The following is a 25301-nucleotide window of genomic DNA, read 5'->3' on the forward strand; positions in this document are numbered from 1 at the left end:
AGGTATAAAGATAGATAATGATCACAATCACCAATTTGTGCAAGATATATGGCCAGGGAGACAAGGCGGTCAAGGCTCTTGATAATGTCAGCCTTGAGATCCCACGCGGCGAGATCTTCGGTGTTCTGGGCCAGAGCGGAGCGGGAAAGAGCACCTTGATTCGCTGCGTCAATCTTCTGGAACTGCCAACTTCTGGAGAGATTACCGTTGGCGATCAGGTGATAACTTCTCTCTCCGGGCCCCCCTTACGCCAGGCTCGCCAGCGTATGGGAATGATCTTCCAGCACTTTAACTTACTTAAATCGCGCACGGTAGCGGAAAATGTGGCCTTTCCGCTCGAAGTGAAAGGACTTAGCAAATCCGCGCGCCAGTCTCGTGTGAAAGAACTACTAGAGCTGGTTGGCCTGGAAAGTAAATTCGAGGCTTATCCTGCCCAGCTTTCCGGCGGCCAGAAACAGCGCGTGGGCATCGCCCGCGCCTTAGCCGGTTCCCCCGACGTCCTGCTCTCAGACGAGGCAACATCCGCGCTTGATCCCCAAACGACTTACGCCATTTTAGAGCTCTTGCGCGATCTCAATCGTCGTATGGGGCTGACTATCCTGCTGATTACGCACGAGATGAGTGTGGTTAGACAGATCTGTTCAAGCGTAGCCATTCTTGAGGCCGGACAAATCGTTGAACAAGGGCGCGTGAATGAGCTTGCCCTACGACCAGATTCGCGCTTATCGCAGGCCCTCTTTCCCCGGATACGCAATCCCCAACTTCACCCTGGCGCTACGCTGGCTACCATTATCTTCGCCGGCGATTCGGCCAATGAGCCGGTTTTTACGACGCTGGTGCGCAAGTTTGAGCTAGATGTCAATATTCTGGGAGGGAGCATCGAAACCATCGGAGAGCAGCGCATCGGCCAGCTACAGGCCGAGCTCATCGGCAGCCAGATTGAAGAGGCGCTGGCCTATATAAGAAAGCTAGGGCTGCGCGTAGAGGTGACTAGATGACAACTGACTGGAGTACCTTGCTGCCAGATCTCTGGCAGGCTACCCTACAAACCTTGCTGATGGTTGGGATCTCGACACTTTTAACGGCCCTGATTGGCTTGCCGCTCGGCGTGTTGCTGGTGATTACCGATGAGGATGGCTTGCGGCACATGCCCGCGCTACACCAGGTGCTCGGCGTCATTGTAAATATTGGTCGCTCGCTTCCCTTTATTATTCTGCTTGTCGCAATTATGCCGTTTACGCGCCTGGTAGTGGGGACGACGATTGGCACGGTTGCGGCAATTGTGCCTTTGACTGTAGCGGCCATTCCTTTCTTCGGCAGGGTTGCGGAAACCTCCTTACGCGAAGTCGACAAGGGAGTGGTTGAAGCGGCAAGCGCGATGGGCTGCACGCTCTGGCAAATTATCACTAAAGTGCTGATCCCTGAAGCGCTGCCCTCTCTGATTCTCGGGATTACGATTACAATTATCAGTCTCCTGAGCTACTCGGCCGTGGCCGGGGCGGTTGGCGCCGGCGGCCTGGGCGATCTGGCCATTCGCTATGGCTACCAGCTCTTTGAGACCGATGTAATGATTGTTACGGTTGTTCTACTCATTATCATGGTGCAGGGCATTCAATTCCTGGGCAACCTGGCCGCGCGCAGGCTGGCGAGGCACGCGTAGAGCACCAGTCAAGTAATCACGCGGGGATCTGAAGATCAGCTTGAAGCGGCTGAGAGCGAGCCAGAACATGAAGGGTATGGGCGACGCCACAGCGGCGGAGATCGAAGAGATCCTTGCGAATGCCGCGATAGCGCGCCCGCCGTCCCGGCCACTGGCTGCTTAAACAGGCTCGATCGATATGGAGTTCTTTTAAACATGCTCCTTGTTGTTCCAAATCAGCGCTGATCTCTCTGGTCATGAATGATGTGAAACTGTAGTGATTCGAGTTCCACCGGGGATGGCGCGATCACTCCTCGCTTGCTCACCAAGAAATGCTCTTTTTCTCCAGCTTTCTTCATCCTCAGACTCGCATGATGAGCGAGTTTGAGGATATGTTGCTCAAGGAATGAGCAGGACATTGCCCGTTGTCTGACGAGCTTCGAGAGCTGCATGGGCCAAAGCCGCTTGTTCCAGTGGATAGGTCTGTCCAATCACGGGAACGAGTCGCCCGGCTGCCGCTTCCGCCAACGCGGACTCGGCGAAGGCGCGCCACTCCTGTTCTGTCCTGGTAAGTGCGATGCCCAAAGGGCCAATCACGGTAAGACCTCGCCTCGCCAACTCGCGGGTCTCAATCTGCGTCCAGGTCCCAGAAGCAAAGCCATAGATTCCGATCCGACCGCGACCAGGAGCCAGAGTCTCGAAAGCCTGGCGCCCAATGGTTCCTCCCACAGCATCCAACACGACATCGGCACCTTTCCCACCAGTCACGGTTCGCACCTGCTCGGCCCAGTCATTCTCACTGTAGTCGATAGCCACATCAGCCCTCAACCGAGAGACCATCGCAAGCTTTTCTTTTCCTCGTGCGGCTCCGATCACCATCGAGATTCCAGCTCTCTTGACCAATTGGATCATCAAAGATCCAATGCTCCCGGCTGCGGCCAGGATCAGCACCGTGTCACCTGGTTGAATATGCATCGCCTCCAGGAGAGCAAGAGCGGTTTGTCCCGCGCGGAAGACGCTCACCGCCTGTTCAACGGATAACGCAGGTGGAATGAGAAAGATATTGCGCCTCGAAGCCGCAACGCGCTCCGCGTAGCCTCCCGCATTGATATTTGCCACGGCAAGTTTCCCAATCAGGGACTGGTCGCCATCCCGTCCAACATGCGTGATCCGCCCCCCTACCTCTCGTCCTGGTTCAAAGGGAAGTGGAGTAGGATAGAGACCTTTGCGCACGATGGTATCGCCAAAGGCTACTCCCGCAATTTGTACCTCGATCACGACCTGATCAGGTTCGGCGTGTGGATCTTCTTTCTCCACCACTTGTAACACCTCTGGTGGGCCAAATTGGTGAGCTTGTACAATACGCATAAAGTATCTCCTCAAGAAGGATATGGAAGTCCTGAATGGAAACAACCCATCCCATGCTGTTCGTCTCTCCCTCTTCTGAAAGGATGACTGCATGTTGACAAAGTTTTCACGTTGAGACATACTGGCTCAAAGAGCCAGGGCTGTCTTCTCGCAAGTGTAGTCTGGCCTGTCGAGAGAAACAAGCACAATCAGAGAGATGTGTCCCAAAGGAGACAAGGATCGCAACATGTCTCAAGAAATGCGAAATGTACGTGTCAGACGCACGCAGAAGCTGCTACGGGAAGCGTTAGTCGAGTTGATTGAGGAGCGGGGTTTCGATGCGCTGACCATCGGAGAGTTGACCCAACGTGCGATGGTGAGTCGAGCAGCGTTCTATCGCAATTATCAGGATAAGTATGATCTGGTCGAACAGATCTTTGAGGAGGCCATGCAGCCATTGATGATGGCCATTGGCTCTGCTGGCCCAGCACAACTCCAGGGACATTGGGTGAAGCTTTTTGCGCATCTTGCTGAATACGATCGACTCTACCGCGCACTCCTTGGGGGGAAGGGGAGTTTCTGGTTGGTGACGAAGATGCGTACATCTCTGGCTGACATGACCAAAGAGCACGTCCATGCCCAAAAAGGCAAAGGGAATCGGGCGTTTGAAGAAGGGTTTGTGCCAACGCTTCTGTCCGGGTTGTATGTTGATGCCATCACCTGGTGGCTTGCACAGGAAAGACCTTATCCTCCCGAAGAAATGGCCCAGCGCTGCTCTCTCCTTGCATCTTCACTCTTCAAGGAAGCGAGCACCTGGCAATGATTCCTGTTCACTAGAACTTCGGAGTGCTTTCTTCCTCTTGTTGAATGTATATGCTTTTTTACTTTGTTCATTCTTCTTTTCATTACTTGACCGGCGCTCCAGATTGATATGCGTCTAAAAGCGTCAGTAGGATGCAACGTCTTGCCAGGCGCAAAACCTGGCTAGCGCTCCATTCGTGGCCTTTGCCACAGTTGACAAGATCTTTCGCCTTTAGTTATACTGTTCATATGACAGAACGAATTATTCGGCATAAAGAACAAGCCGAAACTACACCCGCGCCTATGGTGGAGCGGGCCTTCCGCCTCTTGGATGTGCTCAGTTTGTCCGAGGAAGGCCTGACGCTTTCGGACCTGGCCCGCGCCCTGGACATGAGCAAAGGCAGCCTGCACGGCTTGCTCAAAACTTTGGAGAACAGCCGCGTCATCGAACAGTCGGAGGAGCGCCGCTATATTCCCGGCCCACGCCTCTATGAGCTCGTACAGACCTATGTGCGTGGTGCGGGCCTACGCCACTTCGCCTTGCCTGCTATGCAGCGCCTGGCCGCCGAGAGTGCAGAAACGGTTATTCTAGGGCGTGTTGAGCCAAAGGGCGTACGCATCCTTGAATCCTTGAGAGGCGAGAGCGAGTCGCTGGCCCTGCATATCGCCGCACCCCGAGGGATGCGCGTACCGTTGCTGGCTGGAGCCCTTGGACGCGTTATGCTGGCAAACAAATCAGCGGATCAACGCCGGGCCTTTTTACAGAAGCACCCACTTCCGCGCTTTACTCCCCACGCCATCAGCGATCCTGAGCAATTTCTGGCCACGGTGGCAGAGACAGAGCACGCCGGCTTCGGTATAGATCATGAAGAATACCTGACCGGCGTCAACGCAGTAGCTGCGCCTATCTATGGTCCTGATAACACACTGATAGCGCTGCTCTGGATCGTTGGCTTTGCCTCACGCTTTGGTGAAGAAGCCTTGCAAGCCTGTGGTCCGCGCCTGCGTGCCGAGGCCGACAATATCTCGCACGCCCTGGGCCAAAAAGTCTAAAGCTGAGCTTTCGTGTCCCTATTGAGCTAGCGCAACCGGCCCATGCTGTCTGGCAGCCTCAATCGCCGCAAACATCAAAGCCAGGGTCTTTAAGTTCTCCTCTCCAGAGCAAGCCGGTGCGGAAATCTTGCCGGTGTTAACAGCCTGGGCGAATGCTTCGAGGCTCCCATGGCGATCGATAAGAGGCACCTCCGGTAAGGTCAGCTTGCGCGCCTGCTCGCCCATGAGGTGTACTGTTACACTATCAGGCACATCATCGTCGCGACTCGTCCAGATAATCTCGCCCTTCTCACACTCCATATGCCACTCGCCAGCCCAGCTGGTCTGGGGTCCAGTGCTTGTCCAGCTGCCCCGATAGCTAACCACAGCCCCATTTTCAAAGCTAATTGTCGCCGTCGCCGTTGCTGGCTCAATATACTTACTCCAAGGCGTATTCCAGCTCTGACAGGCAACTTCGCGCGGTTTAGCTCCCAGGAGTACGCACATAAGATCAAAATGATGGATTGACATATCTGCCAGTAATGGCTCCCATATTTTATAGTGAATATGACTATCAGGGGCAGTATTATCATAACGACGAAAATCAATATTTACAGCGCCCAGGCGACCAAGCTCGCCGCTGCGCAGCAATTCGCTTACGGCCAGTACCGCAGGATGGAAACGATAGTTCTGGCTGATGATCAAGACACGATTGCGCTCCGCGGCCGTCTTTACGACTTGCCGGGCCTCCGCAATAGTGGGCGCAAATGGCTTCTCTAATAAGACATGCTTGCCAGCATTAAGCGCGGTTAGCGCAAGGGGAACGTGGGCCGGTAGGCTGGCCGTAATCAGCACTGCATCAGCTTCATACGCGGAAAAAGCCTCCTCTAAGGTGGTAAAGCAGCGCTCTGGCGCTACTCCTCCATCTTTTTGAGCCAGTTGCAACATAGATGCATCGCTATCCACATATGCTACGGCCTCAAAGTGCTTATTTTTGGGAACTACATTGCTTGCCCAATTTCTTCCCCAGCCGCCTAAACCTGCCTGAATAATACGAATCGTCACACTGACCTCCCTGCCTTACTTACAAACAAATAGTACATTTATGCACTCCAATTTATAGATTAAGGGATAGGTTCTGGGCCTATCCCTGAAGCTCGCGCTACACTAATAGAGTGCGGTGTAACGCCGGGTAATTCGGTAGCACTTCTCGCAGGCTTGTTCCCAGCTATCAGTATTGACAGGTTCATATTCGACTATAGGAAAAGAGTCATGAACTACACGCCGGGCCTGGCGCAGATCTTGCATCTTGCCAAGCGCGATATATTGCACAAGCACATTGCCTATAGCTGTTGCTTCTCGGGGACCTGCCCATACAGGACGTGCGAGGGCATTCGCGGTAAACTGGCATAAGGCGCTATGCTGCGCCCCACCACCTACGATATGCAACCTGGTGAAACGCTTATGTACCAGCTTCTCTATGCTTTCTAGCACAAAACTGTAGCGCAAGGCAAGGCTTTCCACGATACAGCGCAATATTTCCCCCTCATTGGTAGGAACAGGCTGGCCTGTTTGGCGACAATAGTATTGGATCTGGCCGGGCATATCGAGCGGATTGACAAACATTGGATGGTCAGGATCAATAAAGGATCGAAAGGGCTGCGCCTGCTCGATCAACTGTATTTCCTGCGTATAGGGAAGCTGCCTGCCTGCATTCTTCCAGGCGCGTCGGCACTCCTGAATGAGCCAGAGCCCGGTCACATTTTTGAGCAAGCGTATAGTTCCATTGACGCCACCCTCGTTGGTAACATTCTCCTGCAAGGCCTGCGCATTGATAATCGGCTCGGAGATCTCCGTTCCCAGCAATGACCAGGTTCCACAGCTCATATAGGCAAAATCTTCTTCCAGGGCTGGCACCGCAGCCACAGCCGAGGCCGTATCGTGTTCGGCTACGGCAATCACCGGTATGGCTTCCATCCCTACTTCCGTACAAAGCGCAGGCAACAACGTGCCAGCGCGTGTGCCGGGCGCCATGGGCTCAAGAAAAAGGTGGGCAGGCAGGTTAAGCTTAGTGATAAGCTCCCTATCCCATGTACGCGTATAAGGGCTGCCAAGCTGGGTCGTGGAGACGATGCTCCACTCGCTCAGGCGCTCGCCGGTCAGGAAATATCTGAGCAGTTCGGGCATCATCAGCAAATTCTCGGCTCTATCGAGCAGCGGAGAAGCAGCCTTTTTGAGGGCATAGAGTTGGAAAATAGTATTAAACTGCAAGAACTGAATCCCGGTGCGCGTGAAGAGCTCCTCTTGCGAGATCAGCCGGCACACCTCAGCTTTGATACCCAGCGTATGATCGTCGCGATAATGATAAGGGTTGCTGAGCAGTTCACCGTGCATACCCAGCAAGCCAAAATCGACGCCCCAGGTATCGATACCGATGCTCTGGATATCCCGCTGACCCTGCAGGCGGGTAGCAATGAGGCCCTGTTTTATCTCATGCAGCAAGCGCAGCACATCCCAATACATGTGCTGATGGATGCGCACGGGATCGTTAGGGAAACGATGCATCTCTGTGATGGTCAGCTTCGTGCCATCATATCTACCCAGCACAGCGCGCCCACTACTCGCACCCAGATCAAAAGCCAGGGTGCTTACCAACTCGCACCACCCTTTCCACGGGCCCGAATTTTCTCAGCATAGCCGCTGGCCAGATAGGCCGCCATTGGATCGACAGGGACGCCCATCTCTTCGCGCACCACCTGTAACAGGGGCGTAACATCGAGCTCAAAGGCAGTTCTTACCGCATTTTCGGCGGCCAGCACATCCTGCTTTTCCTGGGCTGCGCGCACTTCAGCCAGATTAATCAAGAGCGCCTTGGCGTACTGTGTCTGCACATTGAGCACCGAGCGAATCATGGCAGGGATCTTCGGCTCAATACAATGGCTCTGATCGATCATATAGGCAATGTTTTCGGCGGTCTGCCGTACGCCGGCCTCAGCGTCACTCAGGGCATCTAAAATCTGGTAGAAGATAAGAAACAGCTCGTAGGGATTGATCGCCCCTACGATGAGATCGTCATCTGCATACTTGCGGCTATTGAAGTGGAAGCCACCCAGGCACTGCTCATCAAGCAGATAGGCCACGATCTGCTCGACATTGGTTCCCTGAGCATGATGGCCTGTATCCACAAGAACCTGGGCCTGTTTGCCAAGCTTAAGGGCAGTGTTATAGGCCATGCCCCAATCGCCAAGATCCGTATGATAGAAGGCGGGCTCAAAGAATTTATATTCGATAAGCAAGCGCATCTGGGGCTCAAGAGCTTGATAGACCTCGTTCAGGGCCTCTAGCAGCCAGTGTTTGCGCTGGCGAATGCTGGCCTGGCCGGGATAATTCGTGCCATCCGCCAGCCAGAGGCTCAGCAGCGAGGAAGAGGTCTCGCGCGCGACGGCAACGCACTCCAACATATGTTCTGTGGCTTTTTTACGAATGGCCTGATTGGAATTGCAAAGGCTGCCAAAAATATAGTCGTCATCCTGAAAAAGATTGGGATTGATGGCCCCAATAGTCAATCCCAGGCTAGCAGCGTGCTGTTGCAGTTGCTTGTAATCCTCTACTTTATCCCAGGGAATATGAATCGCTACCGATGGACATATACCCGTCACGCGGTGAACCTGGGCCGCATCCTCAAATTTCTCAAAGGGATTGCGCGGTACGCCGACTTGCTGAAATACTTTGAAGCGCGTGCCCGAATCGCCATATCCCCAGGAGGGAGTTTCGATCTTCAAGGCTTTCAGGCGCGTTTTTACCTGCTCAAGGTCGATACCGCGGTCAGTCTGCTGCTGCACAAAAAGAGCGTATGCAGAATCGTTCATAGGAAATACCAGCTCCTTCTCTACCAGACAACTAATAGATCTGTTGGTCCCGGGAAAGTTGTCAAAGCTCCACGTCGGTACGACGTCAAGCAGGCTGGATCGGGAAGGACAGCCCCAAAGAGAGGAAAAGGGTTAGCGTTCCTCCACGATCCTGCGACCTTTTGTAGTATGGCAACGATCCCGGCCTTGACCCAGAGTTTTTGGGCGAGGCATACAAGCCTTACACAATCCGCACTTCGATACCCTTGCGCCGTATCTGTTCAACCATTGCGGGAGGCGCTTTCTCATCAGTGATAATCAACTTGAGGCTCTCAAGCTGACAAAAAGTAGCAAAAGCCACAAGGCCCCACTTGCTATGATCTACAAGGGCAATGACCTCTCTTGCCGTCTCCACCAGGGCACGCTTTAACTCTACTTCTTCGCCGTTGACATCTGTCAGGCCCTCCGGATAGGACAAGCCCCAGGCTCCCACAAAAGCCTTGCTAATATGGATCTGCTGCAGAACAGACTTGCCCCAATTGCCAACCAGCGAGAAGGCTTCCTGTCGCAACATACCGCCAGGAATCAGGACCGAGATGCCCGGCGTATTAATTAAGCTCATCCCGGTACGCAGACCGTTGGTGACGACTGTCAATTCTCGCTTGTCTTTTAGATAACCGGCCATGGCCAGCCCGGTTGTGCTAGCATCCAGGGCAATTGTCTCGCCATTCTGCACATAGCTCGCCGCTACTTCTCCGATGCGCTCCTTCTCATCATGCAGGATGCGCTCACGTACATCAAAGCCCATTTCGGAAGTATTTGGCGTCGCCAGGACCGCGCCTCCATGCGTGCGTACGGCAAGCTTATGCGACTCTAACCACGCCAGGTCCTTACGAATCGTCACTTCAGAGACTGAGAAAAGCTGGCTCAGCTCTGGCACAGTGACACGTTGCTGCTCAATCAAAAGATGAGCAATTTGTTGCCTCCGCTCCTGGGTAAAGAGCGCCGTACCCGTTGACGACTCCCCCGCCAATGAAACTTTGGCCTCATCAATACGCATAGCTTTATCTCTCACTAATTTCATATTGTTTCGTTATCTTTCATTGTCTTGTAACATACTGGCCAATCTTTGTCAATATGGAACTTACCTTTTTCATGGCTATGTGATGCACACGCTTTTGAGGATTGTGGATGACCTGGGTAAAGAGGTAAGCAGGATTTAGCAGCAAAATTGAAGTTAAGAGCACCTTGAAGATTTCTTGCCGGTGAACCTTGTCTTTTTATTAACGATTCGTTATAATTATATCGTATCGATAGTAAAGGAGTGAGAGATGTCACCGCAGATAGATCCAAATGAACCGTTTCCAGGGCAAGAGCCCGCAGAGGCTGGGCGCCAGGCTTCGTCGTCTGAGACGCGACGCTCTAATCCCATTTACGAATTGTTTGTCCTTGGCGAATTGATGTCTAGCCCCACCTACGGTTATAAACTCAATGAGATCCTTAATCGCATTATTGGGCCTCATCAGCAACTAAGCTGGGGAACGCTCTACCCTCTATTCCGCCGCCTAGAACGCGAGGGACTGATCACGGCCAGCGTTGAGAAGCGGGCCACGGATTTTCCTACCCATGAGCGCGGCCAGCCACGCCGCATATACGCCATTACTCCGGCCGGGCGTGAGCGTTTCTTTACACTGATGCAACAGCCCCAGAGTCACAGTTACCATCCCGACCTGTTTGCGGTGCAGCTAACAAAGTTCGAATACCTTACTCCAGAGCAGCGCCTACTCATTCTACAGGGCTACCATAAATCGCAACAAGCGCTACAGCTATTCTATCAGCGGATGCGTGCACATATGCAAAGGAGAAAAGAGATCCGCGAGGCTGAGCTTCCCTTTATTCTCCAATTGATTGATTACCGCCTTCACATGCTCTCTGCTGAGCTGGCCTGGTTTGAGCGAGCTATCACGCAAGCCAGGGAAAAGCAGGTAGAGGCTCAAGATAAAACACAGGAGTAACATATGGATACCTTGTTATTGGCTCGCTGGCAATCCGGCTTGACCCTGGTGTATCACTTTCTCTTTGTTCCCTTGACCCTGGGCCTGGTGCTTTTGGTGGCACTGATGGAGACTATCTACGTATACAGTGGCAACGAGAACTACAAACATATGGCCCGGTTCTGGGGCCAGCTATATATCATTAACTATGCGCTGGGCTTCCTTACCGGCCTGCTGCAAGAATTTCAATTCGGTATGAGCTGGTCGGTCTTCTCCGATGTGGTCGGCAACATTTTCGGCATCCCTCTGGCAATCGAGACAGTTCTAGCATTCTTTCTGGATGCCACCTTCTTTGGCATGTGGCTGGCAAGCTGGAATATCGTCTCCAAGAAAATGCATCTTTCCTTCATCTGGCTTACGGCGCTGGGTGTCTACTCCTCAGCAATATTGATTCTCATTGCCAACGACTTTATGCAGCAGCCAGTGGGATATGAAATCCAGAAGGGTGTGCTGGTGCTCACTAATGTCTCGGCCTTGTTAAGCAATCCTAATTTTCTAATCGCGCTTGGCCATGTGATCTCTGGTGGCCTGATTACCGGAGCCTTCTTCGTCACGAGTATTAGCGCCTGGCATCTACTCAAGCGCTCAAAAGGACGAGAGGTCTTCCTATCCTCTTTACGCCTGGGCCTGCTTGCCGGATTGATTGGTTGCATTGGAATCATTCTGGTAGGCAAGTTTCAGATCGATCATGTAGGCGAGGTTCAGCCCATGAAGCAGGCAGCAATGTTTGGCAAAATGAGTGCCATCCCCACTCTACAGGCTCATTACGTTCAGCAATATGGGCCGGGCAATTATATTCCATTCATTCCCGTAGTCGAGGGTGGATTTTACATCATGGTCAGCATTGGTCTCTTCCTGGGCCTGATCGCTCTGCTTGGATGCCTACTACTGATCAAAAACGCAATACTGCGCCAGCGCTGGTTTTTACGTCTTTTACTACCTTTGATTGTTTTGCCCTATCTGGCCAATATTAGCGGTTGGCTCCTGCGCGAGATGGGAAGGCAACCCTGGGTTATTCAAGGCGTGCTTAAAACCACTGACGCGCTTTCTCCAGCTCTGAATTTCTCGACTATTGTCATCTCGCTGACGGCCTTCACAATAGTTTATGTCGCGCTCTCGGCTATCGATGGTCTGCTCCTCATGCGCTATGCACGACGCGGCATAGGGGATAGCACTGAGCAGGATGCCCAGCTAGAGCAGGCTCAGGATAGCGCATTTATTGCATATTAACCTCAACAAGGATGCAGGAAAGAGGAAACGTATGGATCTGCATGTACTCTGGTATATCCTCATAGGCGCGCTCTTCACAGGCTACTTTATCCTTGAGGGGTACGACTATGGCCTTGGCATTCTCCTGCCCTTTCTCAGCAGGGATGACCGCGAGCGCCGTCTGTTCTTAAATGCCATGGGTCCATTCTGGCTCGGCAATGAAACCTGGTTAGTGGCGGCTATAGGGGCAATATTTGCGGCATTTCCAGCCTGGTACGGCACCTTCTTGAGCAGTTTCTATCTGCTCATTGTGGCGCTCTTAATCTCGTTGATGCTGCGAGGAGCCGGGATCGAATTTCGCAATCATCACAGAAGCCCACGCTGGCGCGCCTTCTGGGACTGGATCATCTTTGGTGGGAGTCTCTTGCCAGGCCTGATCTGGGGTGTTATCGCGGCCGCAGTCTTCCAGGGTTTACCACTCGATGCTCATAGACACTATACAGGGACGTTCTGGCAACTCTTCTCTCCACTAGCGCTGATCTGGGGCCTTACTTTTGTGGCGCTCTTTGCGCTGCATGGCGCGCTTTTCCTTAGCGTGCGCCTCGATGCATCTGTCACCCAACGCATAAGCCGAGCCGCCCGTATGCTTTGGCTACCGGTCGTCCTGTTGATCGTGCTTCTAGCTATAGTCGGGAGCATCTCCTCAATAGCACTACAACATCTGTTGGTAACACCCTGGATCGCCCCATTTGGCCTGCTGGTTTTGCTAGCCCTCCTTCTCGCCGGTTTCTCACTGCGGCGTCAGCAATGGATGCAGGCCCTTATGCTCACCAGCTTGGCGATGGCCTTCGCGGCACTGGCCCTCGGGCTGAGCCTTTTCCCAACAGTACTCCCTTCCAGCTTGCAAGCTGCCTGGAATCTGACGATTGAGAATACAGGTGCATCTTCTAGTAGCCTGGTCATCCTGAGTTGGTGTGGACTTGTTGTATTACCTATAGTAATCGGCTATCAGTCCTTCTGCCACTGGCTTTTTCGCAAGCGACTGAATGAACAGAGCCCGCTCCACTTCTAAGCCCTCAAGGAGGAAGACATGACACAATCAGCCGATGCGCTTCAATCATCAAGAAATGCCTTGCTCGCTATCGGGCTGCGCCTGAGTGGCTTTGTACCGGGAATACGCCTGTTTCTTACCTTACAAGCCGCTCTAGCTCTCGGCTCTGCCATACTAATCGTGGGACAAAGCTATCTGCTGGCCCAGATTATCGCACGCGTGTTCATTGGAAGACAGAAGCCTGAACAAGTCTTCTCGCTTCTCCTCTGGCTCCTAGTGCTAATGCTCCTGCGCATCAGCATTCCCTGGCTTAACGAGATACTGGCCGGGCATATGGCGGTGCGCGCGAAAGCTCTCGTGCGTGAGAAGCTCCTCAAGCATCTACTGCTAAGGGGACCTGCGCAGCTCAAAACCGAGCAAAGTGGAGAACTATTGCATACGCTCTCAAGCGGCGTAGAGTCGTTGGATGCTTACTTTACCCAGGTCTTGCCACAATTGTGTACGGCACTCACTGTGCCTATTATTGTACTGGCGACTGTCTTGCTGACCGATATCCCTTCTGGCCTCATTCTCCTGGTCACGCTACCCTTGCTGCCTATCTTTATGATCCTGATAGGCAAGCAGTCCGAGCAGGTCACGCGCCAACGCTGGCAAGAGCTTGCGCAGATGAGCGCCCATTTTCTAGATGTGCTGCAGGGAAATACCACGCTCAAGCTCTTTGGGCGCAGCACGGCGCAACGCCTGATTGTCAGGCAGGTAAGCGAGCGCTTCGGCCATCTGACCATGCAAGTGCTGCGCATTGCTTTTCTCTCGGCCCTGACTATGGAAATGGGGACTACCTTAAGCATAGCAGTGGTTGCGGTTGAGGTGGGAATACGCCTGCTCTCAGCACAACTCCTCTTTGCCCCGGCCCTACTTGTACTCTTACTGGCACCCGAATTCTATCAGCCATTGCGTGCTCTGGGACCACAGTTTCATGCCAGTTTGGAGAGTGCCGCTGGCTTGCAGCGCATCTTTGCCTTGCTGGATACACCGCTCGCTTGTCGGAATGAGCGGGAAGCGGGCCAGGAGCTTCGCCCACCAATTCAGAGCTTGCAGTTCGCAAAGGTGCACTACTCCTATCCAGGAACAAATAGATCAGCCGCCCTTGTGGATGCCTCTTTTCAGGCCCACACAGGACAAATAGTGGCTATCATCGGCGCCAGCGGAGCAGGAAAAAGTACGCTGGCCCATCTGCTCTTACGTTTTGCTGAGCCGAGGCAAGGCACGATCAGCCTGGATGGTCACGCGAGCTCGACAATCCCGCTTGAGCAGTGGCGCAAGCTGTTTGCCTGGCAACCACAACATCCCTGGATTTTCAATATGAGCATCGCCGAGAATATTGCTATGGGATGTCCGAGAGCATCACGAGCAGAAATCATAGCAGCAGCTCGCAAGGCTGGCTTGCATGAGATGGTGAATGCGCTGCCGCAGGGCTATGATACGCCAGTGGGCGAGCGCGGGGCACGTCTCTCTGGCGGCCAGATACAACGCTTGAGCCTGGCCCGGGCGCTCTTAAAACGAGCCCCCATCCTGGTTCTAGACGAAGCCACTTCGGCCCTCGATACAGCCAGCGAGGCACAGGTGCTGGAAACCTTAAAGGCTTGGCGCCCATCCCACATCATCCTGATGATCACCCACAGGCTGCAAACCATTCGCGAGGCCGACCTGATCCTTCTCCTCAACGAAGGACGTATTGTGGCCAGCGGTACTCACGCAGAACTACAGCAACGCTCGGCGCTCTATCAGCAATTATGGCAAGCCTCGCTCAGCAATCTGGAGGTGGTCCTATGAGCATATATCGTCGTCTTTTACACCTGCTTAAGCCAGGTCTGAGCTGGATAATGCTAACTGCCCTTCTGGGCTGCGCGACCATTGCCTGTGGGGTAGGCCTGCTAGCCACCTCGACCTATCTGATCTCGGCAGCCGCGCTGCATCCTGAAATCTCTACATTAGCAATCCCAATTGTGGGCGTACGTTTCTTTGGCGTGGCGCGTGGCGTCTTTCGCTATCTTGAGCGCCTGATTTCTCATCGGGCAACATTTCGTCTGTTAGCCGAGTTGCGCGGTTCTCTCTATGAAGCTCTGGAGCCGCTGCTTCCGGCATATCTGCACAATTCAGCCCGAAACGCGGTTACGCAAAGAAGTAGCGGCGATGTGCTACAGCGTCTGGTGCAGGATATCGAAACGCTTCAACACTTCTATGTGCGGGTTATCGCCCCTCCAGCGGTTGCTGTTCTGATGGGCGGCATCTTATGGTGGTTCCTGGGCCGCTTTGGCGGAATTTATGCTCTCCTCTTTCTCATCTGTTTGTTTCTAGCGGGAGCTGGCGTACCAGGGCTCTCGTATCTGCTCAGCCAGCGGCTGGCCCGTCGCCTGGTCAGGCTGCGTGCAATCTTGCACGCGGCTTTGCTGGACGGCGTGCTGGGATGCGCCGATCTGCTCGCCTTCGGTCAGGAAGAGTGGTATCTAGAGCGCATACGTCAGCAGCAGAAAGAATTGGGTACAGTGCAGGTGTTTATGGCCCGTATCAGCGGATTACAGCAGACCTTGAGTAGCGGTTGCGCCTTTATCTGCGCATGGTTGCTCTTAGCAACGGCTTTGCCTGCCGTCCATGCAGGAAGATTGGCTGGAACTTCTCTTGCCCTGGTCGTGCTCGCCGCGCTTGCCGGCTTCGAATCCGTGCAATCGTTGCCAATGGCCTTTCAATACCTTGGTAGCAGCCAGGAAGCTGCGCGCCGCCTATTTGAGATTATGGACACGTTGCCAGGCGTGATAGATCCTCCAGGCTCGCCCCTGGTTCATGATAGCACATTAGAGGTACGCCATCTCTCATTTCGCTACGCTCCTCACGAGCCTGAGGTCATACATGACCTTACGCTGAAAATTCCAGCAGGTCGTTGTCTGGCCATCATAGGGGCCAGCGGAGTGGGAAAATCCACTCTGGTTCAGCTCCTGCTGCGCTACTGGGAGTACGAGCAAGGGAACATATTGTTTAGTGGGCACGAACTACGTAGCTACCGTCGTGAGGATCTTTACCAGCATATCAGCGTTGTTGAACAGCATACAACTCTCTTCAACACCACGCTTGGCGGCAACCTTCGCATAGCCAACCCTCAAGCCACAGAAGAAGAGTTATATAATGCCTTACGCCAGGCTCAGCTCCACGATTTTGTGCAGGCACTCCCACAGAAACTGGAAACCATAATAGGGGAACAGGGGCATACCTTAAGCGCTGGCGAACGTCAGCGCCTGGCTATCGCGCGCGCCTTCTTAAAAGATGCTCCACTCTTGATCCTGGATGAGCCAAGCGCGAATATAGATGCCCTGAACGAGCAATCGATCTTGCAGGCCTTGCAGGCGCTGCGTCAGAACCGTACGGTGCTGCTAATTACACATCGATCGAGCCTGCTGGAGATGGCTGATATGCTTCTAGAGATATAGGGCTTCCAAAGCCCTTAATGATTTTTAGGCAAATGGGTGTTCTTATTTTTTCTGGCGAGAGCCTGGCCGCAGATTTGGGCAAGATTGGAGAAGTTTTGTTATTTATCTGCGAATAGAATAGATCTTGTTGCAAATTGCAAACTATTCTATTTTTCATACAAGCCATGCCATAGGCAAGAGAAAGCAGAAAGAAGGAAACCCTTATGAACTCACGTGCTCAGCACAATTTTACCGCAGACAACGACACCTCTGCACTGCCTACTGTGGTGGATCGAGCCGCCTGGCAGGCGGAACTTGACAAGCTGCTTGTGCGAGAAAAAGCCCATACACACGAAGGCGATGCGATCGCGGCAGCTCGTCGGCGGCTCCCGATGGTAGAGGTAGACCCGACGATCACGCTGATTGGCCCACACGGACCGGTTACGCTCCTGGAAGTCTTTGAGGGCCGCCAGCAGTTAATCGTCTACTACCACATGTGGCATGCCGATCAGCCCGCCGCTGGCCAATGCGAGGGCTGCACTTTCTTCAATGGCCAGGTTCGCGAGTTGGCTTATCTGCATTCTCGCAATGTCACCTATGCCACCTTCTGCGAAGGTCCCTACGAGGAGAGCATCCGCTACCGTGACTTTATGGGCTGGGATGTTCCCTGGTACTCGGCACAAGGCTCCGCCGAGGCTCTGCTCGCAGGGCGCGAGTTCGGCACACTGGCATGCTATCTGCGACACGGCGATCGCGTGTTCGAGACCTATTGGAGTACCGGGCGCGGCGTGGAACCGATGGCTCCCAGCTACGGGCTATTGGACATGACGGTCTACGGTCGACAAGAGACCTGGGAAGACTCGCCCGCCGGCTGGCCGCAACATTGGGAAAACACCGGCGAACAGTTCCGCACGAACGGACGACCCAGCGCCCAATGGTCCCGGCTGGAAGCTGGACGCTCCGACGATCTCGGCGCCAGTGCTGCCGCTACAGCCCCACACGACTGTCACCACCAATCGTGACCTGAAGCTTAGCAGCGTCACCTCAATAGCGTGTAGCGCAACTGCCAGGCGCTAGCGCTGTGGGTGCCAGCGCCTGATATTCAATGCACATAGTACTTCCAACGTGCCAGGATGATTTTTAAGCAAATGAGTGTTCTAAATAAGTGGAAGCTCTGCGGGCTTCCCTGCAGCGGTTAGAAAAATATAATCTAGAGAACACTTAAGAGTAAAAAGGAGAAATCATCGTGGCAATCAGCTACCCAACAGATCGGGCAGCCCTTGAACGCGACTGCGACATGGATTTCTTTATTGCCAGCGGTCCCGGTGGCCAACATCGCAATAAAGTAGAGACAGGTGTGCGCCTGCTCCATCGCCCGAGCGGCATCAGCGTAACGGCCACCGAGCGACGTTCGCAGTATGCCAATCGTGAAGCAGCCTTTGAACGCATGGCTGCCCGTTTAGTAGAACACCAGCGTGTCCCAACCCCCCGTCGTCCCACGCGCCCTAGCGCCGCAAGCCGCGAACGCAGACTAGCAGAGAAGCGGCACGCAAGCCAGAACAAACGCCTGCGCGCCGCCCCGCTGCAGAGTTAACCTACTTATCCACACTGCACAAAACAAACTTTCCTCACAATAAGCTTCCCAGCCCAAGTGAAATCACAAACAAATTAGAGCATATTTTAGCCAAATCCCAGCCCATCCTCTCCAACAAAGCCGCAGCAACATGCCGATGAAGTGTATCCTGAGCTCTCGCTTGACCTGCCATTTGCATTCTTGCAGATAACATAAACTTTCTCCTGAGGCGATCAGAAACAGGTATATGTTTACCGTTTGTTGACAATTTTCTTTTACCATGAGGGTCAAATCTTTATTCTACAGGAGCACTCTTGTGAGAACATTTGAGATAATATTAATTTTACTTAATGTATTGACCCTCTTTCTTAGCCTTAAAAAGCCGCCAAAGGGAGTCTGGTTAGGGGTCGCTGGTATAAATCTCTTCACCCTCTTGCTTCAAATTTTATGTGAAGGCTTTCGCTACCAGATGGTTTTCTCCTACCTGTTCGTCGTTCTGCTTGTGATTTTTGCCCTGCTAAAAACCGGCACTAAGTTCTCTGCCGCAAAGCTTCCGAAAGCTTTAAAGGTCACCACAATAAGTCTATCCTTGATCTTACTTGCGTTTACCTCCTTGCTAGCATATGCCCTTCCTGTATTTACACTGCCAAAGCCTACGGGCAGCACTGACGTAGGCATTAAATATTTCCATTTGGTCGATCAGAAGCGTAACGAACCTTTCCTGGATAAATCGCAAAAAAAGCGTGAGCTGATGGTAAAGATATATTATCCTGGCAAGAAAGATGACTCAAAGCCTTATTCTCCTTACTTTCACGGTTCAACTGAACTCCTAAAATTGTTCGCAGAAGCCTACAGCATGCCTGACTTCATGCTGGAGCATCTCAGGCTGGTGAAAACTTACACCAGGGATGATCTGCAGCTCTCAGATCAGCAGGCTAGCTACCCAGTGGTTCTGTTTTCCCACGGAGGAGGTACAACAATGGAAGTTCATACATCCCAATGCGAGGATCTGGCAAGCCACGGCTATATCGTTGTAGCAATTGACCACACCTACATATCAGCAGGAAGCATTTTTCCCGATAGAATCGTCTCGGCTCGCCAGGCTACCACCCAATTCAACTCGCCCGATCCAGCGGATATCATCGATCAAATCATGGTCGAAGATGACCGATTTGTCATGGATGAGTTGGCAGAAATGAACGAAGGCAAAATTGCCTCTATTTTTATGGGTAGGCTCGATCTTCAGCACATTGGCGTCATAGGTCATTCTCTTGGGGGTGCAGTAGCCTATAACCTGGCCATCAATGATAGAAGAGTAAAGGCAGCCATCAATTTAGATGGCTCAGTTTATGTCACGCCAAAAGCTGGCCTGAAAAATGTGGCTCCCTTTCTCATGCTAGCAAACGACGAAAACCATATCCAGGCGATCCAGCAGCAAGAGCCGCTGCTGAAAAAGTTCGCCGATCTGACTGATGAGCAGCAAAAACAAGCGCTTGAAATTTACGGAAGTAAAGAGGCATATGCTAAGGAATACGAAAAAGCCTTACAAAGCATCTCAGGACTGAAAAAAGTTTTGCAGGCCTCGGAAAATTTATATACCATTGAAGGGAGCGCCCATATGAAGTTTACAGATATTGGCCTCTTCTTTGGTAGTAGCCAGCTACGCGATCTCATAGGGATACATGGGCAAACAGATCCGACAAAATGCCTCGAAATCACGCAAGCTGTAACAGTAGCATTCTTTGACCAACACTTGAAGGGTGAAACCAATGCTTCATTGCACCCTCTGTTTAAAAAGTATCAGGAACTAAAAAATGTTGCTTTGAACTGATTAGAGATCTGACAAATCTAGAGCAGAAGTAGTGAAAGAACTACTGTCTCCTGATCAGCAATCTCGCTGCTTCTACTCTAGAAGTAGGTTAACAAAATCTGCTATTTTTTCCAGCCTTGCTCACTAAATTCTCAGTAACCTGATATCTATGCGCCATAGGGGCCAAAACCGGGCAAGGGACAGGAAAAAATTAGTAAGTTCCCGAACAGTAATCGGGCAAGGCTCCTGAGAATTTATCAGGATGTATGATCTGGGCCACGCATTGTAGCCCATCTACCAGGCGCGGGCCGGGATGCTGCACAATATTTACATTAATATGATAGACGTGATGTGCCTTGACCGCATCAATGCCTCCCCAGTTTGCGCGCTTGTATACCGCATCTGGATTGCCGCCATAGGCCGGGTCCTCAGTCAAGATCACAAATTGCGGATCGTCCTTAATCACAGCTTCATCGGTTACCTGGGGATAACCGGCATTGTTCGAATCGGCATGAAAAATATTGATGGCATTAGCATCCTCAAGCATCTCATCACCAAAGGAGCTCCCACCAAAGACGTAGGGCTTACCAGGGGTGCTATAGTCCACTTCCATCAGCACCTTTGGCGCTGTGGTCCCAGCCACCGCAGCCTTGATCTGCTTTACACGCTGCTTAAGCTGATCCACTACTTTGGTCGCTGTATCCTGCGTAAAGGTCAAACGACCCACGATCAGCAAATCATCTATGCATTGCGTCAGATTGCCGGATGGCAGGCTTACTACGTGCAAACCCAGACTCTTGAATTGCGGATCGTACTTTTTGCTATTATCGCTAAAGCTCAGCACCAGGTCCGGCTTTAGGGCAACGATTCGCTCGACATTAAGCGTGCCATGAACATCTGAGATTTTGGGCAGCGCAGCAAGTTCACGCGGATAGGTCGTATAGTTGTCTACAGCAATGACACGGCTCTGCAAATTGAGAGCGCCTAGCATTTCGCTTACATTGGGAGAAATAGAAATAATGCGCTGAGGCGCGCTGCTAGGAAACACAATTGGGGTGCCATACGCATCAAGCGTAACGGGTGCCGGAGTCGCTTGCTTGTCAGGGTTTGTGCCCGCGGTTCCCGTAGATGAAGCCTGGCCGCAGGCAGTTAATAGGACAAATGAGGCTAAAAGTGTAAGCAGAAAAAGATGGAAAGAGATGACACGAGAGCGCATCTAGTTGTACCTCCAAATCAGGTCAACGCTCGCAGTCACCTTTGCGTGCAACGGAGAACAACCAAAGACAAAAAGATACGCTGAGGATACTGTCTCGGGTAGCTCGTTCCTTAGTTACGCGAAGGATCATGAGCAACTACTCACCGGGCAGGTTTCCTGGCTCCTGGTTAACAGCTTCTCATCGCTGACCTTCCCATTCTTATGCACAACTGTCTGCAGAATAGTGGCCGGTTTTCACCTGGATGAAGCGCTTACCAGTTACAGTAGCGCGACTGCGCCGGATTTACACCGGCTTCCCTATTATGCCTGAAAAATATGTCAGGCCACCTGGTGAGGCAAATCAAATTTATTATTTCCACCCGTAGTATACTCATGAGTATTTATCGATGTCAACTTCGCTAGAGCATTGCCTCTTCGTGCAGGCGCTTTACGTCAACGCCCAGGCCGGCTACCATGAGATACACACGGCTGGCCGCGGCAGCCAGTTGCTGATTTATGCGCCCCAGAACATCGCGATAAAGTCGCCCCAGGGCATAAGATGGAACCAGCCCTAAGCCAACTTCATTCGAGACGACGATGAGCGTTTTCTGCGGCTCCTGGGAGGCGAAGGTGTGCAGGAGTGCTTCAATCTCCTGTCCGGCATCCCGGCGATGCTCCTCGTGCGGCCCTGGTACCTCATCAAAATCTGCGCCATCACGAGATGCGAGCCAGTTAGAGAGCCAGAGCGTCATGCAATCCAGCACGATTACATCAGCAATGCTGGCAGCTTGCTGCACGGCCCTGGCCAGTTCCAGAGGTTCTTCAATCGTCTGCCACCCCTGTGGCCGGGCTGCCTGGTGACGCGCAATGCGATCACGCATCTCTTCATCACCAGCAGTAGCCGTGGCAATAAAAGCTACTTTGCTCCCGCTGCGATCAGCTAGCTGTTCAGCAAAATTGCTCTTGCCACTTCGCGCACCGCCCAAGACCAGAATAAGTTGCGGAGCTGACTGTGCTGAAGCTTCTATATGCTCCTGTTTCCTACTCATGAATCTCCACACCTTACCTTTCTATTCTCAGCGAACATTTACCCGTACAAATGTGTCTCTTTACCCAAATTGAATCTCTTGCAAAGAAGCTATGCCCAGCACATTATTGGGTATAGCTCGCTTTAGCATATCTCTTCCATGCAAATGACTATAAGAAATTTCTCAGAGCCAGAGCTGCATGAGCAATAGTAAAAGGAAGGCAAAGACCTCGGTTATCTCCGCAATCGCGCCATAAGTATCGCCGGTCAAGCCGCCTAAAACCTGGGTAACCCAGGCGCCAATCGCCAGAGCTGCTAATGTGACGCCAACCCAGACGAGAAGCCCAACCAGGTGCCCGGCAACCAGGACCACAACCAGAGAAGTCACAATGGCCAGGGCGAGCTGTAGATTTGTTACCGTCTGCCGAAAATTGCTTCCCAGGCCACGCACGCGCGCACCCGGAAAGATCCGTACGGCCAGCACCATGCCCCAGCGCGAAGATGGCAGGGCCACAAGAAATGCCAGTGGTAACCAGCGCACATCAAGGCTGGCCAGGAAAGCAAACTTGAGCAATAACATACAGAGCGCACCCAGGACGCCAAAGCTGCCTACCCGACTATCGCGCATAATCTCTAGCTTGCGCTCGCGCGTAGCTCCTCCAAAGAGTCCATCGCAAGCATCCATCAGCCCATCCAGGTGCAAGCCGCCGGTCAGCACGATCAAGGCCACAACTAGCACAGCCACAAGAGCCAGGGAAGGCAGCAGGGGACTAAAGATCAGCTTCAGCAGCCATAAGAGCAGCGCCAGAAATAGCCCGATCAGAGGGAAATAGCCAGCGCCGCTGATCGGCATAATACTGCTCGCCTGGCTGGCTGAAAGGTTAGGCCTGTTCTCGGGCCAGGGAAACACGGTGAGAAAGCGCACAGCCGCCACAAACTCGCGATACTGCTCCAGCACACTAACTTGCCGCCCGGTCGTGGGTGGCAGCTCCTCTTCATCTGGTATATAAGAACCGCCTCTTTGACTTTGGATCTTGTCAACACGCTTACGCAGGTCCGCAAACGCTCCCTGAAAATAGCCAGACGCTTTGTGCAGGGTCTCACGAAATTGCTGCTGCCTATCGTTAGGTTCCTCGGACATCTTATTGCCCCCCTTTTGAAAAAGCTATCAATACCATGAAGTTCGGCTAAACGGGAAAGAATTGCGTGCGTTTCCAATGAGCCTCAGATGGCGCTAGCTTTGCGCCTGGGACGCTGCATATCGAGCAGAGAAAGGATGGCTTGAAACGAAGTTCCTTCGCCACCGACCAACACATCAAGAGCACTCAATGAACCGGGATCAATCCGCCAGCGCCACTGTTGCTCCAGGGCCAGACCCAGAGCATAGCATAGCAGAAGGCGCAGCGGGCCGCCATGGCTCACAATGAGCACATCGCTCTGACCTGCCGCCTCCTGCTCGGCAGACGCGGCAATATCGCTCAACATAATCTCTTGCACGCCACTATGCACACGTTGCCATAAGCTCGCTAGCGTCTCTCCGCCCGGCGGTGCATAGCGCAGCGGATCTGTAAAGAAAGCTGTCTGCTCCACAAAACGCTCACTAATTTGCGCATAGGTCAGGCCTTCCCAGGCCCCAAAATGGATCTCGCGCCAGGCAGCAGATAACTTGAGCGGGACCGCGTGTTCGGCAGCAATAATCTCTGCCGTCTCACGCGCTCTCAGTAAATCGCTACTATAAATTACGCCAATAGGTGCAGAACGTAACTGCCTGGCCAGCCAGCGCGCCTGGCTTCGCCCCTGCGACGAGAGTGCAATATCGCTATGCCCACAAAAGCGCTGCTGACTATTCCAGCGCGTTAGCCCATGCCGCACCAACCAGAGCCGCCTTACACCTGCATTCGTGCTTATCGCTCTTCCTCCAGCTATGATCTCATCCCTTAAACCTCTTGCCCGGCAAGATGGCTTAATTACTCATCTAAATCATAAACTACGCAGGCGCGCTATGCTAGTAGCAAGTGCAGGAATACAGAAACTCGTCAATAAAAGTCAGAGCTCCAACCTTGACAGGCAAATCAAACACCAGCTATACTTGGCTGTAGAGTAATCGGTTACCTTAACTGGCCCTACAAGCAAATCCCGCCTATTTAGTCTTTTTCGCCACAGAAAGTTAGAGATTTCGCGGGAACATATCTGGCCAAACAGCCTGAATTGAGCCGCAAGCCGAGACGTTATTTGCCGGGAGAAACCGATAACTCATGCAGTCTATATCAAGCACGAGACCTGCTGTATCTGACGCTACACGGCGCGAGATAGCCAAAGACACGTAAGGGGGATGCCTTCTCACCATGAAGCCTTTCTACAATGTGCGCCTCTCGGCCTCGCCGATCAATTGGTGCAACGACGACATGACTGATCTTGGCGACGAATATAGCTTTGAGGATATCCTTGCTGATATGGAGCGCCTGCACATCCAGGGAACGGAGATGGGGCGAAAATATCCGCGCGATCCACAGACGCTGCGCCCGGCTCTGGCCGCCCATCAGCTGGTGCTTTCCTCAGCCTGGAACACAGTACACTTTGCCAATCAGCGTCAGTGGCCTGCTGAGCTTGCCCAGTTTAGTGAGCATGTACGCTTCCTTAAAGCCATGGGGGCCTCCCATGTGGTGACGTGCGAGGGCGGAGGCAGCGTGCATTGGGACCTGGGAGGAGATCGCGCTTCTGTAATCCCCTTTTCAGACGAAGAATGGCACAATGTTGCGCGTGGGCTCAACGAAGCCGGGAATATTGCCCATTCCTATGGGCTCCATCTGGCCTACCATCCCCACATGGGCACAAATGTGCAGACTGAGGATGAAATTGACAGATTAATGGCGCTCACCGATCCCAGGTATGTGACCCTTCTGCTCGATACTGGACATATTCAGCTGGCCGGGGGCGATCCGCTGGATGTGCTCAAGAAGTATCGCCAACGCATAGAGTATGTGCACCTCAAGGATGTCCGTCAGGAGCGCATGCAGCAGTTCTATGCTCAACAGCTTTCATTCTTACAGGGCGTACGTTTTGGCATCTTTACTACGCCAGGAGATGGCTGCGTCGACTTTCCCGCCATCCTGGCTTATCTGGCTGAAACCGATTATCAGGGCTGGATGGTCATTGAGGCCGAGCAGGACCCGGCTGTTGCCAATCCCGCGCTCTATATGCGTAAAGCCTTAGCATATCTCGCCGGTCTAGGCCTGCACTGTTAGCCTAAAGGA

23 protein-coding genes and 1 riboswitch are annotated in these 25301 nt (G+C 52.9%); of the genes, 13 read left to right on the plus strand and 10 right to left on the minus strand.

Translation table 11 applies throughout. The features are described from left to right. The first annotated feature begins 17 nt into the window (after positions 1-17). Both EPA93_RS23730 and EPA93_RS23735 read left to right on the plus strand, forming a co-directional pair. Positions 18-998 (plus strand): methionine ABC transporter ATP-binding protein, encoded by a 981-nt coding sequence (locus tag EPA93_RS23730; RefSeq protein ID WP_129889884.1) that lies wholly within the window; start codon positions 18-20, stop codon positions 996-998. Next, positions 995-1660: a methionine ABC transporter permease gene (locus EPA93_RS23735; protein ID WP_129889885.1), complete on the plus strand. Its 666-nt coding sequence runs from the start codon at positions 995-997 to the stop codon at positions 1658-1660. Before EPA93_RS23730 ends, EPA93_RS23735 begins: the two co-directional genes overlap by 4 nt. A 16-nt stretch (positions 1661-1676) precedes the next feature. Here the strand turns inward: EPA93_RS23735 and EPA93_RS23740 are convergent, their stop codons facing one another. Both EPA93_RS23740 and EPA93_RS23745 read right to left on the minus strand, forming a co-directional pair. After that, a complete protein-coding gene (locus EPA93_RS23740; protein WP_129889886.1) occupies positions 1677-1874 on the minus strand; it encodes a hypothetical protein in 198 nt (65 codons plus the stop codon). Positions 1875-2038: 164 nt separating this feature from the next. Beyond that, the gene (locus EPA93_RS23745; protein ID WP_165423350.1) at positions 2039-3007 is read right to left on the minus strand and encodes a zinc-binding dehydrogenase; all 969 of its coding nucleotides are present in this window, start codon (positions 3005-3007) and stop codon (positions 2039-2041) included. 226 nt (positions 3008-3233) lie between these two features. Here EPA93_RS23745 and EPA93_RS23750 point away from each other — a divergent pair, with 226 nt between their 5' ends. Next, the gene (locus tag EPA93_RS23750; RefSeq protein ID WP_129889888.1) at positions 3234-3809 is read left to right on the plus strand and encodes a TetR/AcrR family transcriptional regulator; all 576 of its coding nucleotides are present in this window, start codon (positions 3234-3236) and stop codon (positions 3807-3809) included. A gap of 131 nt (positions 3810-3940) precedes the next feature. Beyond that, entirely contained in the window at positions 3941-4840 is a 900-nt protein-coding gene (locus EPA93_RS23755; RefSeq protein WP_129889889.1) for an IclR family transcriptional regulator, read from the plus strand. 18 nt (positions 4841-4858) lie between these two features. On the opposite strand, the gene EPA93_RS23760 is transcribed toward EPA93_RS23755, so the two are convergent. From EPA93_RS23760 to EPA93_RS23775, 4 genes are all read right to left on the minus strand, one after another. Continuing rightward, the gene (locus EPA93_RS23760) at positions 4859-5884 is read right to left on the minus strand and encodes a Gfo/Idh/MocA family protein (protein ID WP_129889890.1); all 1026 of its coding nucleotides are present in this window, start codon (positions 5882-5884) and stop codon (positions 4859-4861) included. A 102-nt stretch (positions 5885-5986) separates the two neighbouring features. Further along, complete coding sequence (locus tag EPA93_RS23765) at positions 5987-7474, minus strand: rhamnulokinase (protein ID WP_207229642.1); 1488 nt, start codon at positions 7472-7474, stop codon at positions 5987-5989. Further along, a complete protein-coding gene (gene rhaI / locus EPA93_RS23770; protein WP_129889891.1) occupies positions 7468-8688 on the minus strand; it encodes an L-rhamnose isomerase in 1221 nt (406 codons plus the stop codon). The genes EPA93_RS23765 and rhaI overlap by 7 nt, the downstream gene beginning before the upstream one ends. Positions 8689-8908: 220 nt before the next feature. Then, positions 8909-9751: a DeoR/GlpR family DNA-binding transcription regulator gene (locus EPA93_RS23775; protein WP_129889892.1), complete on the minus strand. Its 843-nt coding sequence runs from the start codon at positions 9749-9751 to the stop codon at positions 8909-8911. 247 nt (positions 9752-9998) lie between these two features. Between EPA93_RS23775 and EPA93_RS23780 the strand changes: the two genes are divergently transcribed. The 8 genes from EPA93_RS23780 to EPA93_RS23815 all read left to right on the plus strand — a co-directional run bounded on the left by EPA93_RS23780 (position 9999) and on the right by EPA93_RS23815 (position 19846). Beyond that, complete coding sequence (locus EPA93_RS23780) at positions 9999-10682, plus strand: PadR family transcriptional regulator (RefSeq protein WP_129889893.1); 684 nt, start codon at positions 9999-10001, stop codon at positions 10680-10682. 3 nt (positions 10683-10685) lie between these two features. After that, positions 10686-11951, plus strand: coding sequence for a cytochrome ubiquinol oxidase subunit I (locus EPA93_RS23785; protein WP_129889894.1), 1266 nt, complete (start codon positions 10686-10688; stop codon positions 11949-11951). 31 nt (positions 11952-11982) lie between these two features. Beyond that, positions 11983-13002, plus strand: a complete 1020-nt coding sequence (gene cydB, locus EPA93_RS23790) for a cytochrome d ubiquinol oxidase subunit II (protein ID WP_129889895.1) — start codon at positions 11983-11985, stop codon at positions 13000-13002. An 18-nt stretch (positions 13003-13020) separates the two neighbouring features. Further along, entirely contained in the window at positions 13021-14814 is a 1794-nt protein-coding gene (gene cydD / locus EPA93_RS23795) for a thiol reductant ABC exporter subunit CydD (protein ID WP_129889896.1), read from the plus strand. Next, complete coding sequence (cydC, locus tag EPA93_RS23800; RefSeq protein ID WP_165423351.1) at positions 14811-16463, plus strand: thiol reductant ABC exporter subunit CydC; 1653 nt, start codon at positions 14811-14813, stop codon at positions 16461-16463. Before cydD ends, cydC begins: the two co-directional genes overlap by 4 nt. Positions 16464-16666: 203 nt before the next feature. Continuing rightward, complete coding sequence (locus tag EPA93_RS23805) at positions 16667-17464, plus strand: DUF899 family protein (RefSeq protein ID WP_129889898.1); 798 nt, start codon at positions 16667-16669, stop codon at positions 17462-17464. Positions 17465-17688: 224 nt separating this feature from the next. Further along, on the plus strand, positions 17689-18036 hold the full coding sequence (locus EPA93_RS23810; RefSeq protein WP_242527482.1) for a peptide chain release factor family protein: 348 nt from the start codon (positions 17689-17691) through the stop codon (positions 18034-18036). A 295-nt stretch (positions 18037-18331) separates the two neighbouring features. Then, complete coding sequence (locus tag EPA93_RS23815) at positions 18332-19846, plus strand: alpha/beta hydrolase family protein (protein ID WP_165423352.1); 1515 nt, start codon at positions 18332-18334, stop codon at positions 19844-19846. 190 nt (positions 19847-20036) lie between these two features. On the opposite strand, the gene EPA93_RS23820 is transcribed toward EPA93_RS23815, so the two are convergent. The 4 genes from EPA93_RS23820 to EPA93_RS23835 form a co-directional block, all read right to left on the minus strand. Beyond that, complete coding sequence (locus EPA93_RS23820) at positions 20037-21041, minus strand: ABC transporter substrate-binding protein (protein ID WP_129889900.1); 1005 nt, start codon at positions 21039-21041, stop codon at positions 20037-20039. 129 nt (positions 21042-21170) lie between these two features. Then, positions 21171-21387: riboswitch (cobalamin riboswitch) on the minus strand. A 52-nt stretch (positions 21388-21439) separates the two neighbouring features. Then, complete coding sequence (gene cobU / locus EPA93_RS23825; protein WP_129889901.1) at positions 21440-22069, minus strand: bifunctional adenosylcobinamide kinase/adenosylcobinamide-phosphate guanylyltransferase; 630 nt, start codon at positions 22067-22069, stop codon at positions 21440-21442. Between the two features lie 162 nt (positions 22070-22231). Then, a complete protein-coding gene (gene cobS, locus EPA93_RS23830; protein ID WP_129889902.1) occupies positions 22232-23188 on the minus strand; it encodes an adenosylcobinamide-GDP ribazoletransferase in 957 nt (318 codons plus the stop codon). 83 nt (positions 23189-23271) lie between these two features. Continuing rightward, the gene (locus tag EPA93_RS23835; RefSeq protein ID WP_165423353.1) at positions 23272-23919 is read right to left on the minus strand and encodes a histidine phosphatase family protein; all 648 of its coding nucleotides are present in this window, start codon (positions 23917-23919) and stop codon (positions 23272-23274) included. A 473-nt stretch (positions 23920-24392) separates the two neighbouring features. Between EPA93_RS23835 and iolE the strand changes: the two genes are divergently transcribed. Then, positions 24393-25292, plus strand: a complete 900-nt coding sequence (gene iolE, locus EPA93_RS23840; RefSeq protein WP_129889904.1) for a myo-inosose-2 dehydratase — start codon at positions 24393-24395, stop codon at positions 25290-25292. The last annotated feature ends 9 nt before the right edge of the window (positions 25293-25301 follow it).

The sequence above is a fragment of the Ktedonosporobacter rubrisoli genome, assembly GCF_004208415.1.
Taxonomy (GTDB): Bacteria; Chloroflexota; Ktedonobacteria; order Ktedonobacterales; family Ktedonobacteraceae; genus Ktedonosporobacter; species Ktedonosporobacter rubrisoli.

What these genes read in the sequence shown, in the direction of transcription:
- EPA93_RS23730 (WP_129889884.1), top strand. Translation starts at nt 18, where the DNA reads ATGATCACAATCACCAATTTGTGCAAGATATATGGCCAGGGAGACAAG.
- EPA93_RS23735 (WP_129889885.1), top strand. Translation starts at nt 995, where the DNA reads ATGACAACTGACTGGAGTACCTTGCTGCCAGATCTCTGGCAGGCTACC.
- EPA93_RS23745 (WP_165423350.1), bottom strand. Translation starts at nt 3,007, where the DNA reads ATGCGTATTGTACAAGCTCACCAATTTGGCCCACCAGAGGTGTTACAA.
- EPA93_RS23750 (WP_129889888.1), top strand. Translation starts at nt 3,234, where the DNA reads ATGTCTCAAGAAATGCGAAATGTACGTGTCAGACGCACGCAGAAGCTG.
- EPA93_RS23755 (WP_129889889.1), top strand. Translation starts at nt 3,941, where the DNA reads ATGCAACGTCTTGCCAGGCGCAAAACCTGGCTAGCGCTCCATTCGTGG.
- rhaI (WP_129889891.1), bottom strand. Translation starts at nt 8,688, where the DNA reads ATGAACGATTCTGCATACGCTCTTTTTGTGCAGCAGCAGACTGACCGC.
- EPA93_RS23775 (WP_129889892.1), bottom strand. Translation starts at nt 9,751, where the DNA reads ATGAAATTAGTGAGAGATAAAGCTATGCGTATTGATGAGGCCAAAGTT.
- EPA93_RS23780 (WP_129889893.1), top strand. Translation starts at nt 9,999, where the DNA reads ATGTCACCGCAGATAGATCCAAATGAACCGTTTCCAGGGCAAGAGCCC.
- EPA93_RS23785 (WP_129889894.1), top strand. Translation starts at nt 10,686, where the DNA reads ATGGATACCTTGTTATTGGCTCGCTGGCAATCCGGCTTGACCCTGGTG.
- cydB (WP_129889895.1), top strand. Translation starts at nt 11,983, where the DNA reads ATGGATCTGCATGTACTCTGGTATATCCTCATAGGCGCGCTCTTCACA.
- cydD (WP_129889896.1), top strand. Translation starts at nt 13,021, where the DNA reads ATGACACAATCAGCCGATGCGCTTCAATCATCAAGAAATGCCTTGCTC.
- cydC (WP_165423351.1), top strand. Translation starts at nt 14,811, where the DNA reads ATGAGCATATATCGTCGTCTTTTACACCTGCTTAAGCCAGGTCTGAGC.
- EPA93_RS23805 (WP_129889898.1), top strand. Translation starts at nt 16,667, where the DNA reads ATGAACTCACGTGCTCAGCACAATTTTACCGCAGACAACGACACCTCT.
- EPA93_RS23820 (WP_129889900.1), bottom strand. Translation starts at nt 21,041, where the DNA reads ATGCGCTCTCGTGTCATCTCTTTCCATCTTTTTCTGCTTACACTTTTA.
- cobU (WP_129889901.1), bottom strand. Translation starts at nt 22,069, where the DNA reads ATGAGTAGGAAACAGGAGCATATAGAAGCTTCAGCACAGTCAGCTCCG.
- cobS (WP_129889902.1), bottom strand. Translation starts at nt 23,188, where the DNA reads ATGTCCGAGGAACCTAACGATAGGCAGCAGCAATTTCGTGAGACCCTG.
- iolE (WP_129889904.1), top strand. Translation starts at nt 24,393, where the DNA reads ATGAAGCCTTTCTACAATGTGCGCCTCTCGGCCTCGCCGATCAATTGG.